The organism is Actinoallomurus vinaceus, from assembly GCF_039542055.1.
GTDB lineage: Bacteria > Actinomycetota > Actinomycetes > Streptosporangiales > Streptosporangiaceae > Actinoallomurus > Actinoallomurus vinaceus.
On the sequence record NZ_BAABHK010000009.1, the window covers coordinates 1 to 18,164 of the forward strand.

At 70.2% G+C, this 18,164-nt stretch carries 19 protein-coding genes; 14 read left to right on the forward strand and 5 right to left on the reverse strand.

Annotated elements, in window-relative coordinates:
* The 5 genes from ABEA24_RS28940 to ABEA24_RS28960 all read left to right on the forward strand — a co-directional run.
* On the forward strand, positions 1-202 hold a 202-nt coding region (locus ABEA24_RS28940), incomplete at its 5' end, for an integrase core domain-containing protein (RefSeq protein WP_345434315.1).
* A gap of 17 nt (positions 203-219) precedes the next feature.
* Complete coding sequence (locus ABEA24_RS28945; RefSeq protein WP_345434799.1) at positions 220-447, forward strand: hypothetical protein; 228 nt, start codon at positions 220-222, stop codon at positions 445-447.
* Positions 448-575: 128 nt separating this feature from the next.
* Complete coding sequence (locus ABEA24_RS28950; protein ID WP_345434316.1) at positions 576-2,309, forward strand: ABC-F family ATP-binding cassette domain-containing protein; 1,734 nt, start codon at positions 576-578, stop codon at positions 2,307-2,309.
* Between the two features lie 176 nt (positions 2,310-2,485).
* Positions 2,486-3,610, forward strand: coding sequence for an amidase (locus ABEA24_RS28955; RefSeq protein ID WP_345434317.1), 1,125 nt, complete (start codon positions 2,486-2,488; stop codon positions 3,608-3,610).
* Positions 3,607-4,137: a DUF488 domain-containing protein gene (locus ABEA24_RS28960; protein ID WP_345434318.1), complete on the forward strand. Its 531-nt coding sequence runs from the start codon at positions 3,607-3,609 to the stop codon at positions 4,135-4,137. Before ABEA24_RS28955 ends, ABEA24_RS28960 begins: the two co-directional genes overlap by 4 nt.
* 109 nt (positions 4,138-4,246) lie before the next feature.
* Here ABEA24_RS28960 and ABEA24_RS28965 read toward each other — a convergent pair whose 3' ends face one another.
* Entirely contained in the window at positions 4,247-4,705 is a 459-nt protein-coding gene (locus ABEA24_RS28965; protein ID WP_345434319.1) for a hypothetical protein, read from the reverse strand.
* Positions 4,706-4,959: 254 nt separating this feature from the next.
* Complete coding sequence (locus ABEA24_RS28970; RefSeq protein WP_345434320.1) at positions 4,960-5,460, reverse strand: MarR family winged helix-turn-helix transcriptional regulator; 501 nt, start codon at positions 5,458-5,460, stop codon at positions 4,960-4,962.
* 118 nt (positions 5,461-5,578) lie between these two features.
* On the opposite strand from ABEA24_RS28970, the gene ABEA24_RS28975 reads away from it, so the two are divergent.
* The gene (locus ABEA24_RS28975; protein WP_345434321.1) at positions 5,579-5,953 is read left to right on the forward strand and encodes a VOC family protein; all 375 of its coding nucleotides are present in this window, start codon (positions 5,579-5,581) and stop codon (positions 5,951-5,953) included.
* Between the two features lie 342 nt (positions 5,954-6,295).
* On the opposite strand, the gene ABEA24_RS28980 is transcribed toward ABEA24_RS28975, so the two are convergent.
* The 3 genes from ABEA24_RS28980 to ABEA24_RS28990 form a co-directional block, all read right to left on the reverse strand.
* The gene (locus tag ABEA24_RS28980) at positions 6,296-6,604 is read right to left on the reverse strand and encodes a hypothetical protein (RefSeq protein ID WP_345434322.1); all 309 of its coding nucleotides are present in this window, start codon (positions 6,602-6,604) and stop codon (positions 6,296-6,298) included.
* A 151-nt stretch (positions 6,605-6,755) separates the two neighbouring features.
* Positions 6,756-7,457, reverse strand: coding sequence for a TetR/AcrR family transcriptional regulator (locus ABEA24_RS28985; protein ID WP_425551251.1), 702 nt, complete (start codon positions 7,455-7,457; stop codon positions 6,756-6,758).
* 148 nt (positions 7,458-7,605) lie between these two features.
* Positions 7,606-8,547 carry an acyl-CoA desaturase gene (locus tag ABEA24_RS28990; protein WP_345434323.1) on the reverse strand — a complete coding sequence of 314 codons (942 nt, stop codon included), beginning with the start codon at positions 8,545-8,547 and terminating at the stop codon, positions 7,606-7,608.
* Between the two features lie 669 nt (positions 8,548-9,216).
* Here ABEA24_RS28990 and glmU point away from each other — a divergent pair.
* The 8 genes from glmU to cysN all read left to right on the forward strand — a co-directional run bounded on the left by glmU (position 9,217) and on the right by cysN (position 18,164).
* Positions 9,217-10,665 carry a bifunctional UDP-N-acetylglucosamine diphosphorylase/glucosamine-1-phosphate N-acetyltransferase GlmU gene (gene glmU, locus ABEA24_RS28995; RefSeq protein WP_345434324.1) on the forward strand — a complete coding sequence of 483 codons (1,449 nt, stop codon included), beginning with the start codon at positions 9,217-9,219 and terminating at the stop codon, positions 10,663-10,665.
* Between the two features lie 13 nt (positions 10,666-10,678).
* Positions 10,679-11,659 carry a ribose-phosphate diphosphokinase gene (locus tag ABEA24_RS29000; RefSeq protein WP_345434325.1) on the forward strand — a complete coding sequence of 327 codons (981 nt, stop codon included), beginning with the start codon at positions 10,679-10,681 and terminating at the stop codon, positions 11,657-11,659.
* A 183-nt stretch (positions 11,660-11,842) separates the two neighbouring features.
* Positions 11,843-12,475, forward strand: a complete 633-nt coding sequence (locus ABEA24_RS29005; RefSeq protein WP_345434326.1) for a 50S ribosomal protein L25/general stress protein Ctc — start codon at positions 11,843-11,845, stop codon at positions 12,473-12,475.
* 354 nt (positions 12,476-12,829) lie between these two features.
* On the forward strand, positions 12,830-13,411 hold the full coding sequence (gene pth, locus ABEA24_RS29010; protein ID WP_345434327.1) for an aminoacyl-tRNA hydrolase: 582 nt from the start codon (positions 12,830-12,832) through the stop codon (positions 13,409-13,411).
* Positions 13,412-13,677: 266 nt separating this feature from the next.
* On the forward strand, positions 13,678-15,156 hold the full coding sequence (locus ABEA24_RS29015) for a sugar transferase (protein WP_345434328.1): 1,479 nt from the start codon (positions 13,678-13,680) through the stop codon (positions 15,154-15,156).
* A 17-nt stretch (positions 15,157-15,173) separates the two neighbouring features.
* Positions 15,174-15,944, forward strand: a complete 771-nt coding sequence (locus ABEA24_RS29020; protein WP_345434329.1) for a 3'(2'),5'-bisphosphate nucleotidase CysQ — start codon at positions 15,174-15,176, stop codon at positions 15,942-15,944.
* Between the two features lie 22 nt (positions 15,945-15,966).
* Complete coding sequence (gene cysD, locus ABEA24_RS29025; protein WP_345434330.1) at positions 15,967-16,896, forward strand: sulfate adenylyltransferase subunit CysD; 930 nt, start codon at positions 15,967-15,969, stop codon at positions 16,894-16,896.
* Positions 16,896-18,164: a sulfate adenylyltransferase subunit CysN gene (gene cysN, locus ABEA24_RS29030; protein ID WP_345434331.1), complete on the forward strand. Its 1,269-nt coding sequence runs from the start codon at positions 16,896-16,898 to the stop codon at positions 18,162-18,164. Before cysD ends, cysN begins: the two co-directional genes overlap by 1 nt.

The window sequence follows — 18,164 nt, forward strand, 5'->3', positions numbered from 1 at the left end:
TCAGACCAACGGCAAAGTCGAACGCTTCAACCGCACCCTGCTCGAAGAATGGGCCTACGCCCGCCCCTACCGAACCGAAACCGAACGACGCCAGGCCTTCCCCGACTGGCTACATGCCTACAATCACGACCGCGGACACACCGCGCTGAAAGGCCAGCCACCCGCCAGCCGCGTCCCCAACCTCACGAGACAGAACACCTAGGGATCGGGACGAAGCTGATCCGCGCCGCCGAGGCCCGAGTCCGGGAACGTGGTCACTGCGTGATCGGTCTCGGGGTCAACGACGACAACCTTGCCGCGGCCGCGTTGTACCTGCGGCTGGGCTATCAGGAGACCGGGTGCCACTACCTCGACCGATATGACTACGTCGACACGGACGGCACCATCCGGCAGGCCGCCGACCCCACCCGCTTCCTGGTGAAGACACTGAACGTGGCCGCACCCTGAGACGGAGATCCACCGCAGGCGCTGCCACACGCCGCGGCCAGGGTGCCGCTGATGACCTTGAGCCGGTGTGCGGCGCCCTTCACAAGCGGGGCGGCCAACGGACGGATGCCACTACCCTTGGTGGCGTCGTGAATCTGATCAATGTTGAAGGTCTGAGCAAGGCGTACGGGCCGGCTCCTCTGCTCGACGATGTCTCCCTCGGTGTGTCCGCCGGTGACCGGATCGGCGTCGTTGGGCGCAACGGTGACGGGAAGAGCACGCTCGTCTCCCTGCTCGCCGGCCGGGTCGAGCCTGACGGCGGGCGGGTGACGCACACGCGAGGGCTGCGCCTGGGGTTCCTCACGCAGCGGGACGAGTTTCCCGACGATGCGACCGTGCGCTCGGTGGTGTTCGGTGATCGAGCCGAGCACGAGTGGGCGAGTGACGCCCGTGCCCGCGACATCCTGGCCGGGCTGCTGCCGGAGGTCTCGCTGGACGACCCGATCGCGGGGATGTCCGGTGGGGAGCGCCGGCGGATGTCACTGGCCCGGCTGCTTGTCCCGGAGACCGACCTGCTGATCCTGGACGAGCCCACCAACCACCTCGACATCGAGGCGATCGCCTGGCTCGCCGGGCACCTGAAGGATCGCACGCTGATCGTCGTCACCCACGACCGGTGGTTCCTGGACGCGGTGACCGAGCGTACGTGGGAGGTGGCCGACGGGCAGGTGCACCGGTATGAGGGCGGCTACTCCGCGTACGTTCTGGCGAAGGCCGAGCGGGCGCGGATCGCCGCGTCGACCGAGGAGAAGCGGCAGAACCTCCTCCGCAAGGAGCTGGCCTGGCTGCGCCGGGGGCCGCAGGCCCGTACGTCGAAGCCGAAGTTCCGCGTCGATGCGGCGAACGCGCTGATCGCGAACGAGCCGCCGGCCCGCGACACCGTGGAGCTCGTCCGGTTCGCGACGGCGCGGCTCGGCAAGACCGTGTACGACGTCGAGGACGTCACCGTGCGCGTCGGCGATCGTGCGCTCTTCGAGCACCTGACGTGGCAGCTCGGTCCGGGGGATCGGGTCGGGATCGTCGGCGTCAACGGTAGCGGGAAGACGACGCTGCTGCGGCTGCTGGAGGGCACGGTGGCGCCGTCCGCCGGGCGCGTCGTCCGGGGGAAGACCGTGCAGCTCGCGCACCTGTCGCAGGAGCTGATCGAGCTCGACCCGGGCCTTCGCGTCCTGGAGTCGGTCGAGGAGATCAAGCGCCGGATCACGCTGGGGAAGAAGGAGTTCTCCGCCGGTCAGATGCTGGAGCGCTTCGGGTTCCGGAGCGACGCGCAGTGGACTCCGGTGGGCGATCTGTCCGGTGGGGAGCGGCGGCGCCTGCAGCTGCTGCGGCTGCTCATGGCCGAGCCGAACGTCCTCCTCCTGGACGAGCCCACCAACGACCTGGACATCGAGACGCTGACCGAGCTGGAGGACCTGCTCGACGGATGGCCGGGGTCGTTGATGCTGGTCAGCCACGACCGGTACTTCCTGGAGCGGGTCAGCGACCACGTCCTCGCGTTGCTGGGCGACGGCGGGCTGTCGCTGCTGCCCGGCGGGGTCGACGAGTACCTCGACCGGCGCCACCGTTCGACGCCGGAGCCCCCGCCCGTACGGGCCGCCGAGCCGAAGCCGGCCAAGAACTCCTGGCAGGCGAAGAAGGAGCTCGACCGGCTCGAACGCCGGATCGAGAAGCTCGGTGCGCGCGAGGCGGAGCTGCACGAGCTGATGGCCACGCACGCCACCGACCACGAGAAACTGCTCGAACTCGACGCGGAGCTGAAGAGCGTACGCGCCGAGCGCGAGGAGACCGAGGAGCAGTGGCTCGTACTCGCCGACGAGGTGTAGGCGGCACCCGCCGGCGACCAATGACCGTTGTGCGGCGCTGTCCGCGGTCCTCCGGGCCTGGACCGGCTCACCGCGACGAACGGGCGTCCTGAGGAGGCCGGCGCTCTGTCGGATCGGCGGTGGGGCGGGCATGATGATCCCGTGACCCTGGCCAGAGTGATCCGGAGAGGTCGACCGTGACGACGTGGCTGCTCCGGACAGAGGCGCCCGGGGACGGCCCGCGGCTCGCGGTCAAGGATGCCATCGACGTCGCGGGCCTGCCGACCACGGCGGGCTGTCCCGTCATCGGGGACCGGGCGAAGCCGGCCGAGGTGGACGCCCCGTGCGTCGCCGCCGCCCGCGCGCAGGGCGCCCGGATCGTCGGCAAGACGAACCTCACCGAGCTGTGCCGGGCCGCCGACGGCATCAACCCCTGGACGGGCGTCCCGGTGAACCCGCTGGATCCCCGGCGCGTGCCGGGTGGCTCGTCCAGCGGGTCGGCGGTGGCCGTCGCGACGGACGAGGCCGATGTCGCGCTCGGCACCGACACGGCCGGATCGATCCGCATTCCCGCGGCGTGCTGCGGCGTCGTCGGCCTGAAGACCACGCACGGGCGGGTGTCGCTCAAGGGCGTCTTCCCGCTCGCGTCGTCGCTGGACACGGTCGGCCCGCTCGGCCGCGACGTCGCGGCGGTCGCACTGGGCATGCGGCTGATCGAGCCCGGGTTCGTGCCGGAGTCGTACTCCATCGAGGACGGAGCCGCGGTCGGGCGCCTGCGTCCCGGCGGTGTGGCCGTCGCGCCTGCCCTCGACGTCGCCGTCGACGCGGCACTGCGCGCCGCGGGCCTGGCGTTCGTCGACGAGCCCGTCGACGGCTGGGCGGCGGCGTGCTCCGCCGGCGACACGCTGATCCTCGGGGAGGGGTACCGCGTCCATCGCGGGCTGCTCGCCTACTCGGACCGGATGAGCGCCCGGATCCGCCGGCGCATCGAACGCGGCGAGCCGATCACCGACGGCATGCTCGACGAGGCGTACGCCACGCGCGGCACGACCCGCGATCTCTTCGACAAGCTCCTCGGGCGGTACCCGGTGCTCGCGCTGCCCACGATCCCGCAGCCGCCGCCCCGGATCGGCGCTGAGCGCGGCGTCGACCTGACGCGGCTGACGCTTCCCTTCAGCCTGTCCGGTCACCCCGCCCTCGCCCTGCCCGTCCCGGTGGGCGGCGGCGAGCCGACCGCCTCGCTGCAGCTCGTCGGGCCGATGGGCGGAGAGGAGCGGCTGCTTGCCGCCGGCGCGGCCATCGAGGCGGCCCTGCGCCGGTGAGCGTGCTCACGTTCGGGCACGGTACCGCGTCGCAGGACCGGATCGCCGAACTCCTGGCGGGCGCGGGCGTCGCGCTGCTCGTCGACGTGCGTACGGCGCCCGGGAGCCGGCGCAATCCGCACGTGGCGCGGCACGAGCTGGAGCGATGGCTGCCGGAGCACGGGATCGACTACCGGTGGGACAAGCGTCTCGGCGGCTTCCGGCGGCCGCCCGCCGACTCTCCCGACGTCTTCTGGCGGGAGGAGATGTTCCGCGGATACGCCGCTCACATGCGGGGTGCGGAGTTCGGCGCGGCGATCGGCGAGTTGCTGCGGGAGGACCGGCGGCAGGCCGTGATGTGCAGCGAGAGCGTCTGGTGGCGCTGCCACCGGCGGTTGATCGCCGACTACCTGGTGCTGGTCAGGGGCGTTTCGGTCGATCACCTCATGCACGACGGACGGCTCGTGCCGCACACTCCCGCGCCGGGTGCCCGTGTCCGCGACGACGGGCTCCTCGTCTACGACGGCGGCCAGGAGCCGCTCATCTGAGCCGAACGCCGAGGACGCCGAGGGCCGGTCGCCCGATGGCGACCGGCCCCGGTGACCGATCATCCCCGGTCAGGATCAGGAATCGGCCGCGCGCAGCGACCGGCTCCGGCTATCCCTTGAAGTCGGGGTAGATCTTCTTGCTGTCCGCCGTCACGTAGTGCGCCGACTTGGCGTGGTGGACCCGGTAGTACCAGTCCCGGTCCGGCGGGTACTTGAGCTTCAGGGTCACGTTGCCGTTCTTGTCAGTCTTCTTGCACTTGACTCCCTTGACGGCCGTCCAGGGCTGTTTGGCGCTGCCCTTCTTGAGCTTGTGCTGCAGGCACAGGACCACACCCTGGACGGGCTTCAGCCTGTCCTTGACGGTGGTGTAGGCGCCGGCCTTGACGACCAGGTACACCCCCGACGCGTTCCCCTCACCCTGGAAGTACCACTTGGGGTACGCGCTGGAGGCGTTCGGGCCGACGACCGTCATGTGGTGCCGGGTGGCGGCCTCCGCGCTGCCGCCGACGGCGGCGACGGGAACCGCCACGGCTGCGGCGGTGACGGCCGCAGCGATGAAGCGTCGCATCATCTTCTCCTTGTTGATCTTGATGGACGTCCGGATGTGATGTCTCAAGATCAACTTGAGTTCGCCGATTCTGAGGCCGTGGCCGGATCGGGCCAATCCGCGGTGCGGTCGAACAAAAGGAGCTCGGGCGGCGACTGCGTGCCCTCCATCCGGGGATACGGGCGGCCTGCCCGGGTCGGGTGGCGTGCCTGGGGTGGGGCGGCGTGCCGGGGCGACCGGGCACGGCCGCGGCGGTCAGGGGAGAGGTCTCCCGGTCAGGCGGCCGGATCGGTGTCGAAGGGGACCAGGAGCGAGCGCAGAAGGCTCGCGAGCGTGCGGCGGTCCCCGGGGCTGAGGGAGCCCAGGAGTTCGCGTTCGCGGTCCACGAGGTCGGCGAACGCGGCGTCGACCCGCGTGCGGCCGGCGTCGGTCAGCCGGACGAGCACGCCGCGCTTGTCCTGCGGGTCGGGGCTCCGGCGAACGAGGCCAGCGGACTCGAGCCGGTCGATCCGGTTGGTCATCGTGCCGGAGGTGACCAGGGTCGCCCGGAGCAGCCGGCCGGGACTCAGTTCGTACGGCGAGCCGGCGCGGCGTAGCGCGGTCAGCACGTCGAACTCCCACGACTCCATGCCGTGCGCGGCGAAGACCGCCCGGCGGGCGCGGTCGAGGTGCCGGGCGAGCCGGGAGACACGGCTGAGGACGTGCAGCGGCTCGACATCGAGGTCCGGGCGCTCCGCGTGCCAGGCCTCGATCAGCCGGTCTACCTCGTCCTCCACAACCGATCACCTTACCTGTCTTGACGTCGAGATATCCACGCCGGATTATCCGTCTTGACATCAAGAGACCAGCATCGCCGGTGTCCTCCTCGGGGCCACGGGTGGGAGGGAGACGACGTTGAGCCTCCTCATCGGAGTTCACCACGTGCAGCTCGCCGCGCCCCCGGGCACGGAAGGACGGATGCGGGAGTTCTACGCCGACACGCTCGGGCTGACCGAGGTCTCCAAACCGGTGGAGCTGGCCGCGCGGGGCGGAGCGTGGTTCCGCGCGCCGGGCATCGAGATCCACATCGGGGTCGAGGTCGGCTTCCGGCCCGCGAGAAAGGCCCATCCGGGGATCCTCGTCCGCGATCTGGAGGCCCTGGCCGCCCGGCTCCGGGCCGCCGGCCACCGCGTCGTCCGCGACTGCCTGCTGCCCGGATACCGGCGCTTCTACGTGGAGGATCCCGTCGGCAACCGCTTGGAATTCCTCCAGCCGGTCGAGGCGGTCTGAGCTCCTCCGCGCCCGGGCGAGCGGACCCCCGGCCCTCGGCTGAGCGGATCGCCAGCCCTCGCCTGAGCGGTCCGCCTGTCCTCGGGTCGGCGGGTCCGTCCCGGGTGTCGCGTGTGGGGTCGCCGCGCCGATGTCACGGGCGGTCCAGCCGGGCCTCGGCTGAGTGGTCCGCTCGCCCTCGGGTCAGCGGGTCCGTCCCGGGTGTCGCGTGCGGGGTCGCCGCGTCGGCGTCACGGGCAGTCCGCCGGGCTCTGGGCTGAACGGTCCGCCGGGCCTCGGCTGAGCGGTCCGCTCGCCCTCGGGTCAGCGGGTCCGTCCCAGGTGTCGCATGCGGGGTCGGTGTCACGGGCCGCGGGCCTCGCGGTCGGCGAGCATCTCCCAGTCGGCGAGGACGTCGAGCAGGATGCCGAGGATCCGCCGCAGCTCCTCCACATGGTCCGCCTTGCGCACCGCGTCGTCGAAGCCGGCCGGCTGGGTGTCGAGCGCCAGCACGGCGTCCTGCAGGCTCTCGGTCAGCCGCATCGCGCAGATGTCGCCCTGTGTGTCGGCCGCGGCGTGCGCTCGCCGGAACGCCGCCGCGCGCCCGGTCTCCCCGCCGACGCGCCTTCGCCCGGCGCGGCCTCGATCGGAACCACCGGATCGGTATCGCACTGCCCACCTCCTGGATCCGCCGACGGCGGATCGCCCCCATGAGGGCGTGGATCCGCGGACGGGCGCGAGCCCGTCATCGTCGTTTGGTCGGGTACGACCATAGGAGACGGGTGTGACAGAACGGCTACATAAAGTGAGGGGAGACGCCTGATCAGAGGGATCCGGGGTCCACGCCGTTCCGGCGGGCGGCGCGGGCGTGCTCCTTCGCCTCCTTGGCGGCTTCCTTGGCCCGGGCCTTCAGGTCCTTCTGGCGGGCCTTGTGGTCCGTCGTCAGGTACGGCTTCGGTTCGAGGCCGGACAGCCCGTTCCACGCGAGGTTCACCAGGTGGGCGGCGACCTCCTCGCGCTTGGGCTTGCGCACGTCCAGCCAGTAGGTGCCGGTCATGGCGACCATCCCGATGAGCGCCTGGGCGTACAGCGGGGCCGCCTTGGGATCGAAGCCCTTCTCCTTGAACTCGTCCCCGAGGATGTGCTCGACCTGATTGGCGATGTCGCTGAGCAGGCTGGCGAACGTGCCCGTGGCCGAGGCGGCGTGCGAGTCGCGGACGAGGATGCGGAAACCCTTGCTGCTGTCCTCGATGTACTCGAGGAGGGCGAGCGCGGCGCGTTCGATCTTCTGCCGGGGGTGCCCGCCGACCAGGGCCTTGGTGATCAGGTCGAGCAGTCGCGCCATCTCGCGGTCGACGACGACCGCGTACAGCCCCTCCTTGCCGCCGAAGTGCTCGTACACCACCGGCTTGGACACTCCCGCCACGCTGGCGATCTCCTCGATGGAGGTGCCGTCGAATCCGCGTTCGGCGAAGAGTGTCCGGCCGATGTCGAGCAGTTGCTCGCGTCGTTCTTTTCCGGTCATGCGCTTCCGGCGTGACCGTGGAGGTTCGCTCACGTCCTCAATTGTTGCGGTAGCGGCCGAATCGTTGGCTACGCTCACTGCCTGCTCTTCCCTGGCGGCCCTGGACTCCCGACCGCAGGCGGCGCCGTGTGAGACTGATTAGTTTCGCTTACGATATCCGCTTTGCGGCGAGCCGTTGGGCGTTCGGCCAACGGACGTCGGATACCCAGCCGAGCTTTTCGAAGACCCAGATGGTCCGGGCGCTGATGTCGATCTGGCCTTTCAGCACGCCGTGGCGGGCGCAGGTCGGGTCCGCGTGGTGCAGGTTGTGCCAGGACTCGCCGAAGGACGGGATCGCCAGCCACCAGACGTTACGGGCCTTGTCCCGTGAGTCGAACGCCTCGTCGCCCATCACGTGGCAGATCGAGTTGATGGACCAGGTGACGTGGTGCAGCAGGGCGACGCGGACCAGCGAGCCCCAGAAGAAGGCGGTCAGCGCGCCCCACCAGGACATCGTGAGCAGCCCGCCGAGAAGCGCCGGGACCAGCATCGAGACGGCGACGAGGCCGGGGAACACCCTGCTGATGCGGTTGATGTCCTTGTCGGCGACCAGGTCGGGGCAGAACTTCGCGGGCGAAGTGCGGCCGGCGTCGAACAGCCAGCCCATGTGCGCCCAGATCAGGCCCTTGCTGAGTGCCTTCCAGTCGCCGCCGAAGCGCCACGGCGAGTGCGGGTCGCCCTCCTTGTCGGAGTACTTGTGGTGGCGGCGGTGCGTGGCCACCCAGTCGATCACGCTCATCTCGATCGAGAGGCTGCCGGCGAGGGCCAGCACGATGCGCAAGGGGCGCTTGGCCTTGAACGACTTGTGGGTGAAGAGGCGGTGGTAACCGACCGTCACTCCCATGCCGGTGATCGTGTACATGAGGACGGTGATCGCCACATCGGTCCAGCCGAGACCCCAGCCCCAGGCGAACGGCACGGCCGCGACGACGGCGAGGAGCGGAACGACGATGAAGACGGCCAGCAGGACGCGTTCGAAAATGCCCTTGGGCTTCGCTTCGAGGTCGGGTCGGACCTGCGATCGGGGTGGCGCGGACGGGGCTACGGTCATGCGGCTTCCTCCTGCCCAACGGGAAACTTACGGCTACGCAACCGTAACCTACGGCGGCGTAAGTTAGGTAGATACCCGGCAGCATTCCCGCAAACATGTCGCGCGAGTCACACGAGGGTCGCCAGCCGGCAGGTCGCCATTCGGCCCCCACGGCGACATCTACGACGTGGGCGATTCGCCGGGATAGCCCGGGTTCCGGTGTGGCGACTCTTCGTGATCGAAACCGGCGCGCCGTCCGGCGGGGCAGCCGCTATCGTTAGGGATGCCCGGCGGCAGGAATGTCGCCACGGCGATCCGGCGTGGTGAAATCGGCATCACGGAGGGTTTTGGTCCCTTTATTTCTGGTTCGAGTCCAGACGCCGGAGCCCACTCCTCGGGCCCCTCGACGGGGCCGTACCATCGCGCTGACCTGGGCTTCACCCACGCGCCGACCGGACCGGGGCGCACGGGGCGCCGACGCGGGCGGTATCCTTCGGGTGTCGGGCGGGTAACGGCCCTGCGACCCCGCCTCATCGCAGGCCGCGACCCTCACCGGAGGCCTCCCCAGGCGTCCGTGACCCGACTCGAACCTGTCAGCGACGCCGAGGAGCCTCCTCCAGTGAGCGGAGCGAGCCACCGGGCGATGCCATGTCACACCCAGATCACCGAACCGTCCGGTGAGGTGGTCGCGTGACCATGAGCCGCCCCGCAGCCGTCATCGTCCTCGCCGCAGGCGAGGGCACCCGGATGAAGTCCCGCACCACCCCGAAGGTCCTGCACGAACTGGGCGGACGCAGCCTGGTCGGGCACGTCCTCGCCGCAGCCCGCGACCTACGGCCCGAACGCCTCGTGGTCGTCGTCGGGCACGGCCGGGACAAGGTCGTCGAGCACCTCGCGGAGGTCGCCCCCGACGCGGTCGCCGTGACCCAGGAACAGCAGAACGGCACCGGTCACGCAGTGCGGGTCGTCCTCGAGACGGTCGGCGCGCTGACCGGCACGGTCGTCGTCACCAACGGCGACCACCCGCTGCTGCGCGGCGAGACCCTGGCCGAGCTCGTACGGGTCCACGAGACCGAGGGCAACGCCGCCACGGTGCTGAGCACCGACATCCCCGACCCGACCGGGTACGGCCGGATCGTCCGGGGGCCCGGCGGCGAGGTCGCCGCGATCGTGGAGCACAAGGACGCGGGCCCCGACCAGCGGGCCATCAACGAGATCAACGTCGGCATGTACGCCTTCGACGGAAAGCTCCTGGCGGACGCGCTGGGCCGGGTCACCACCGACAACGCCAGCGGCGAGGAGTACCTCACCGACGTCGTCGCGATCCTCCGCGGGGACGGCCACCGGGCCGGCGCGTACAAGGCGGCCGACTGGGTCGAGACCCAGGGCGTCAACGACCGGGTCCAGCTCGCCCAGGCACGGCGCCAGCTGAACGACCGGATCCTCGAGGCGCACATGCGCGCCGGCGTGACGATCGTCGACCCGATGTCCACCTGGATCGACGTCCAGGCGACGCTCGAGCCCGACGTGATCATCGAGCCCAACACCCAGCTGCGCGGCGCCACCCACGTGTCGGCGGGCGCGCGGATCGGCCCGAACTCCACGCTGACCGACACCTCGGTCGGCGAGGACGCCGTGGTGGTCAACGCCGTGTGCGTCTCCGCCGAGATCGGCCCGGAGGTCAGCGTCGGCCCCTTCGCCTACCTGCGGCCGGGCACCAGGCTCGCCCGCAAGGCCAAGATCGGCACGTACGTCGAGACCAAGAACGCCGTGGTCGGTGAGGGCAGCAAGGTCCCGCACCTGACCTACGTCGGCGACGCGGAGATCGGTGAGGGCTCCAACATCGGCGCCGCCTGCGTCTTCGTGAACTACGACGGCGTCACCAAGAGCCGCAGCGTCGTCGGCGACCACGTCAAGGTCGGCAGCGACAACATGATCGTCGCTCCCGTCACGATCGGCGACGGCGCGTACACCGCGGCCGGTTCGGTGATCACGAACGACGTGCCGCCGGGCGCGATGGCGGTCGCCCGCGGGCGGCAGCGCAACGTCGAGGGGTGGGTCGAGCGCAAGCGCGCCGGCACCCCTTCGGCCGAAGCGGCGCGTCGAGCCCGCGAGCAGGACGGCCAGGACAGCGAGTAAGGGGACGGTACGGGTGACAGGGATGAAGGCGACGGGCGAGAAGAAACTGATGCTCTTCTCCGGCCGGGCATACCCCGAACTGGCCGAAGAGGTGGCAGAGGCCCTCGGCGTGGAGCCGACGCCCACGTCGGCGTACGACTTCGCCAACGGTGAGACGTTCGTGCGGTTCAACGAGTCGGTGCGCGGCTCCGACGCGTTCGTGCTGCAGAGCCACACCGCCCCGATCAATCAGTGGATCATGGAGCACCTGATCATGGTCGACGCGCTCAAACGGGCGTCGGCCAAACGGATCACGGTCGTCGCGCCGTTCTTCGGCTACGCGCGGCAGGACAAGAAGCACCGCGGCCGGGAGCCGATCTCCGCGCGCCTGATGGCGGACCTGTTCAAGACCGCAGGCGCGGACCGGCTCATGGCCGTCGATCTGCACACCGCGCAGATCCAGGGCTTCTTCGACGGCCCGGTGGATCACCTGTTCGCCCTGCCGATCCTCACGAGCTACATCAAGTCCAAGCTCGACGCCAAGCAGGTGACGGTGGTCGCCCCGGACGCCGGGCGGGTGCGCGTCGCGGAGCGCTGGAGCGACGAGCTCGGCGGCTGCCCGATGGCGATCATCCACAAGCGGCGCGACCCGGAGGTCGCGAACGAGGTGAAGGTGTTCGACGTCGTCGGTGAGGTCGCCGGCCGCACCTGTGTCGTCGTCGACGACATGATCGACACCGGTGGCACGATCGTGAAGGCGGCCGACGCGCTGTTCGAGGAGGGCGCGGAGCGCGTCGTGGTGGCCGCCACGCACGGCGTGCTGTCCGGGCCCGCCGTCGACCGGCTGAAGAACTCCCGGATCTCCGAGGTCGTTCTCACCAACACCCTGCCGATCCCGGACAACAAGCGGTTCGACAAGCTGACCGTGCTGTCGATCGCGCCGCTGCTGGCGCGGGCGATCAGTGAGGTGTTCAGCGACGGCTCGGTGACCAGCCTCTTCGGCGGCCACAGCTGAGAATCCGGCCCTCGGCACGAACCGGAACTTCGATCGGCTAAACTTGGGAGACCGTGTGCGTCCGACGCTGCGTCCAAGGGCTCGCCCAATCTGAGCCCGGCCCGCGAGGAGCACCGATGATCTTCGACGCCACGCGCGCCGACTTTGTACTGACAAGCTTCATTTCAGCGAGGAGTTTTCGCCGTGTCCGAGGTACGCATTGCCGCCGAGCCCCGCACCGAATTCGGTAAGGGCCCCGCACGGCGCGCTCGCAGGGCCGGCAAGGTGCCCGCCGTTCTGTACGGTCACGGCACCGACCCGAAGCACATCACGCTGCCCGGCCACGAGCTGATGCTCGCCCTCAAGACCCCCAACGTGCTGCTGCGCGTGGAGGGCCTCGGGGACGGTGCCGAGCTCGCGCTCCCGAAGGACGTCCAGCGCGACCCGCTCAAGGGCTTCCTCGAGCACGTCGACCTGCTCGTCGTGAAGCGCGGCGAGAAGGTCACCGTTGAGGTCCCCGTGCAGGTGACCGGCGAGATCGCGCCGGGCGGCATGCTCGACCAGCAGCTCGTGCAGATCGCCCTCGAGGCCGAGGCGACCCACCTCCCCGAGGCGGTCGTGGTCGACGTCCAGGGCCTGGAGGTCGGCACTCAGGTCCTCGCCAAGGACCTCAAGCTGCCGGCGGGCTCGACGCTCGGCGCCGACGAGGAGGCGCTGGTCCTGCACGTCGTGGCGGCGCCGACGGCCGAGCAGATCGAGGCGGCGACCACCGGCGAGGGCGAGGCGCCCGCCGCCGAGGCCGCCCCGGCCGAGGCCGAGCAGGGCGGCGAGGAGTAACAGCGCCGTCCAGGCGCCGGACGCCCGTCCGGGTACCCGGATGGACGAACGTCCAGGTGCCCGGCGCGTTCGGGTGTCGGACGCCCGTCCAGCCGCCGGGCGTGCCCGGGCGGCAGGCGTCCGCCCACGGTGTGGCGTGCTCGCGCCACCACCGATGGGGCGGCTTCACGGCCGCTCCCGTACGGAACGGCGCCCAGCGGTCCGCCGGGCGCCGTCGTTCAGTGTGTATGAGCGCCCCTGCCCCGGGGCGCCCAGAGCCCGTGTGTAATGGGCGTCGGACAGGCCCGACGGCCCATTCCGCGGGCTTTGACGTATGTCGGAGGGTGGTCGGTGATGGCGGACGGGAGTGCGGCCATGAGTGGCGCGAACGAGCCGTGGCTCCTCGTCGGGCTCGGCAACCCCGGTCCGCAGTACGCCGGTAACCGGCACAATGCCGGCTTCATGGTCCTCGACGTGCTGGCGGCGCGGATGGGCGGGCGGTTCAAGGCGCACAAGGCGCGCGCCGAGGTCGTTGAGGGCCGTCTCGCGGGCGTCCGGGTGGTGCTCGCGAAGCCCCGGTCGTACATGAACGAGTCCGGGGGCCCGGTGAAGGCGCTGCGCGACTTCTACAAGGTGCCGCTCGAGCGCGTCGTCGTCGTCCACGACGAACTCGACATCCCGTACGGCACGCTGCGCCTGAAACGCGGTGGCGGCGACAACGGCCACAACGGACTGCGCTCGATCACCAAGGCGCTCGGTGGCCCTGACTATCTCCGGGTGAGGTTCGGCATCGGCCGCCCGCCGGGGCGCATGGACGCCGCGGCCTTCGTGCTGCGCGACTTCTCGGCGACCGAGCGCAAGGAGCTCGACCTGAACGCCGAACGCGCCGCCGACGCCACGGAGGCGCTGTTCACCGACGGCCTGGAACGCGCGCAGAACGTCTTTCACACCGCATAGAAGGTCTTTCGCACCGCTGCGTAGTCGACTGCCGCGCAAAGCGTGGTTTCCATCACTCTGTGCACTCTGGGTCTCTATCGTGCCGGGTGTAGGCATCCGGAATGCAGCGCCTTTCAGCCCCCCGATGGCGGAAATGCCGCAATTCGGTACGGACTGTCACCGACAGGACGCGGAGGGCGGTAAGCGGCGGAACGTGTGAACCTCTGGTGTCCACGAGGCGTCCTGATGCAGCAGAGTCCCGTGTGTTTACCTCGGCGAGGGGTGAGATGGCGGTCGTCGGAAAGGCGTGGCCGGAGGCCCAGGCCGCCCACAACAGCCGTTCGCAGGCCGACTCCTGGGCGTCCGGGTACGCGCGGCAGGCGTTCTGTGTCGACTTCTTCGCCGCCCTGTTCGCAGGCCTGATCGCGTTCGTCGCCCGATTCCGCTACCCCACCTTCGGCGACCCCTGGAGCACGCCGTACATCGGGCTGAGCCTCGGCCTGCCCTTCCTGTGGACGGGCGTGCTCGGCGTGGGACGCGCGTACGAGCAGCGGCTGTTCGGCGTCGGTTCCGAGGAGTTCCGCCGGATCATCCAGGCCGGATTCTCGCTGACCGCGACGGTCGCGATCGCCGCGTACGCCACCAAGATCGACGTCGCCCGCGGGTACGTCATCGTGGCGCTGCCGCTCTCGACGGCGTTCGGGCTGGCCGGGCGCTACCAGCTGCGCAAGCGGCTGCACCACCGGCGGAAGGCCGGCGAGTGCATGCGCCGCGTCGTGGCCGCCGGTCACCGGGCGGCAGTGGCCGACCTGGTCAAGCAGCTGCGCCGCGAGACCCACCACGGCATGGAGATCGTCGCCGCCTGCCTTCCCCCGATGCTCGCCTCCGGAGACGACGCGGTTCACGAGATCGAGGGCGTCCGGGTCGCCGGCGACTTCGCCGGGATCGCCGGCATCGTCGAGACCGCGCAGGCGGACACCGTCGCCGTCCTGGCCTGTCCCGAACTGGACGGCGTGGTCCTGCGCCGCCTCGCCTGGCAACTGGAGAAGGACGACGTCGACCTCGTCGTCGCGCCCGCGCTCATGGAGGTCGCCGGCCCGCGTACCTCCATCCGCCCGGTCGCCGGGCTACCGCTCCTGCACGTCGAACACCCCGAACTGACGGGCGTCCGCCGGCTCGCCAAGAGCGCGTTCGACCGCACCGTCGCCTGCGCGGCGCTGATCGTCCTGTGGCCGCTTCTGGCCGCGATCGCGATCGCCATCCGGCTGGAGAGCCACGGCCCGGCGTTCTTCCGCCAGACGAGGGTCGGCCGGGACGGCCGCGAGTTCACCGTGCTGAAGTTCCGCACGATGGTCGTCGACGCCGAGCGGCGCAAGGCCGAGCTGCTGAAGCACAACGACCACGACGGGGTCCTGTTCAAGATCAAGAATGATCCGCGGATCACCCGGATCGGGGCCTGGCTGCGGCGCTACTCCCTCGACGAGCTGCCGCAGCTGTTCAACGTGATCTGGGGCGACATGTCGCTGGTCGGCCCCCGTCCGCCGCTGCCCGAGGAGGTCGCCCAGTACGGCGACGACGTGCGCCGCCGCCTCGTCGTACGGCCGGGTATGACCGGTCTGTGGCAGGTGAGCGGCCGGGCGGATCTGACATGGGAGGAATCCGTACGCCTCGATCTGCGTTACGTCGAGAACTGGTTCTTGACACTCGACCTGCAGATCCTGTGGAAGACCTGGGCCGCCGTGTTGCACGGCTCCGGGGCCTACTGACGTGTAGAGAGAAGTACGTGACCCACGACGACCACGCCCTCGCCCGGGACCTGGCCACCGAGGCGGGAGCGCTCCTGCTGCGCCTCCGCGCCGCGTCCGGCTTCGCCGACATCAAGACCCTCCGCGACACCGGTGACCGGGAGTCGCACGTCTACCTGACGGAGGCGCTCGCCCGGCAGCGCCCCGGTGACGCGATCCTCAGCGAGGAGGGCAAGGACGACCTCGGCCGCCTCGACGCCGACCGCCTGTGGATCATCGATCCGCTCGACGGAACCCGCGAGTACGGCGAGGAGGGACGGGCCGACTGGGCCGTCCACGTCGCCCTCTGGGAGCGGGATACGGACGGGACCGGGCGGCTCACCGCCGGCGCCGTCGCACTGCCCGCCCAGGGGCGGACCCTCTCCACCGCGGAGCCGCCGTCGCCGCGCCCGCTGAATGATCCGTCACGCATCCGCCTCACCGTCAGCCGCAGCCGCCCGCCGGCGTTCCTCGACCGGCTGCTCGAGGCACTCGACGCGGACGTGGAATTGGTCACCATCGGATCGGCCGGCGCGAAGGTCGCCGCGATGATCCTCGGCGACGTCGACGCCTACGTGCACGCGGGCGGTCAGTACGAATGGGACTCCGCCGCGCCGGTCGCGGTCGCCCACGCCGCGGGTGCCCATACCTCCCGCATCGACGGGTCACCACTGACCTACAACAATGAGGACACTCTCCTCCCGGATATCCTGGTCTGCCACCCGGATCTGGCGCCGACGCTGCTCGCCGGCATCCGGGCGGTCTCGTAAGCGAACCCGGGAGCGGCTCCACATGCAGCGCACTACCGCTGACACCCGTGACTACCGGACGTCCCAGCTGGGCGTCCTGGAATCCGAATCGATCCACATCATCCGGGAGGTCGCGGCCGAGTTCGAACGGCCCGTCCTGCTCTTCTCCGGCGGCAAGGACAGCATCGTCATGCTGCGTCTCGCCGAGAAGGCCTTCTGGCCGGCGCCGATCCCCTTCCCCGTCATGCACGTCGACACGGGGCACAACTTCCCGGAGGTCATCGAGTACCGGGACCGCCGCGTCGCCGAGCTCGGCGTCCGCCTGGTGATCGCCTCCGTCCAGGAGTCCATCGACAAGGGGCGTGTCGTCGAGGAGACCGGCCGGCGGGCCAGCCGGAACCGCCTGCAGACCACCACACTGCTCGACGCCATCGAAGAGCACCGCTTCGACGCGGCGTTCGGTGGCGCCCGCCGCGACGAGGAGAAGGCCCGCGCCAAGGAGCGCGTCGTCTCCTTCCGCGACGACTTCGGCCAGTGGGACCCCAAGAACCAGCGGCCCGAGCTGTGGAACCTGTACAACACGCGGATCCGCCAGGGCGAGCACGTCCGGGTGTTCCCGCTGTCGAACTGGACCGAGCTGGACATCTGGGACTACCTCCAGACGGAGGGCCTGGAGATCCCCTCCATCTACTTCGCGCACACCCGCACCGTCTTCGAGCGCGACGGCATGCTGCTCGCCGACAGTCCGTACTCCAACCGGGGCGACGACGAGCCGGCCTTCGAGGCGATGGTCCGCTACCGCACGGTCGGCGACATGAGCTGCACGGGCGCCGTCGAGTCGACGGCGGTCACGCTGGGCGACGTCATCGCCGAGATCGCGGCCACGCGGATCACCGAGCGCGGCCAGACCCGCGCCGACGACCGCACCAGCGAGGCCGCCATGGAGGATCGCAAGCGGGAGGGCTACTTCTGATGAGCATGGACATTCTGCGGCTCGCCACCGCCGGCTCGGTCGACGACGGCAAGTCCACCCTCATCGGGCGCCTGCTCTTCGACTCCAAGTCGATCTTCGAGGACCAGCTCGAGGCCGTCGAGCGCACCAGCCGGGACCGGGGCGAGGACTACACCAACCTCGCCCTGCTGACCGACGGCCTGCGCGCCGAGCGCGAGCAGGGCATCACGATCGACGTCGCCTACCGCTACTTCGCCACGCCGCGGCGGAAGTTCATCATCGCCGACACCCCCGGGCACATCCAGTACACCCGGAACATGGTGACCGGCGCCTCGACCGCCGACCTGGCGATCGTCCTGATCGACGCGCGCAAGGGCATCCTGGAGCAGTCGCGCCGGCACGCGTTCCTGACGACGCTGCTGCGGGTGCCGCACCTCGTGCTGGCGGTCAACAAGATGGACCTCGTCGACTACGACGAGGCGACGTTCGAGCGGATCAAGGACGAGTTCACGTCGTTCGCGGCCAAGCTGTCCGTCAGCGACCTGACGTTCATCCCGATCTCGGCCCTGCACGGCGACAACGTCGTCGAGCGGTCGGCCAACATGACGTGGTACGACGGCCCGTCGCTGCTGCACCACCTGGAGAACGTCCACATCGCCTCCGACCGCAACCTCATCGACGTGCGGTTCCCGGTGCAGTACGTCATCCGCCCGAACAAGTCCACCGACGCGGAGCTGCACGACTACCGCGGCTACGCGGGCCAGGTCTCGGGCGGCGTGCTCAAGCCGGGCGACGAGGTAATGCACCTGCCGTCCGGGCTGACCACGCGGATCAAGCGCATCGACACCGCCGACGGGCCGGTGGACGAGGCGTTCCCGCCGATGTCGGTGACGCTCCTGCTGGAGGACGACATCGACATCTCCCGGGGCGACATGATCTGCCGGCCGCACAACCGGCCGCAGGTCACCCAGGACGTCGACGCGATGGTCTGCTGGATGTCCGACGAGCGGCCGCTCGTGCCGCGCGGCAAACTGATCATCAAGCACACCACCCGTACGGCCAAGGCGATGATCAAGGACCTGCACTACCGGCTCGACGTCAACACGCTGCACCGCCACGAGGACGCCGACCGGCTGCAGCTGAACGAGATCGGCCGGGTCAGCCTGCGCGTCACCCAGCCGTTGTTCGCCGACGACTACGCCCGCAACCGCGCCACCGGCGGGTTCATCCTCATCGACGAGGCCACCAACGCCACGGTCGCCGCCGGCATGATCATGGAGAACCGCTAG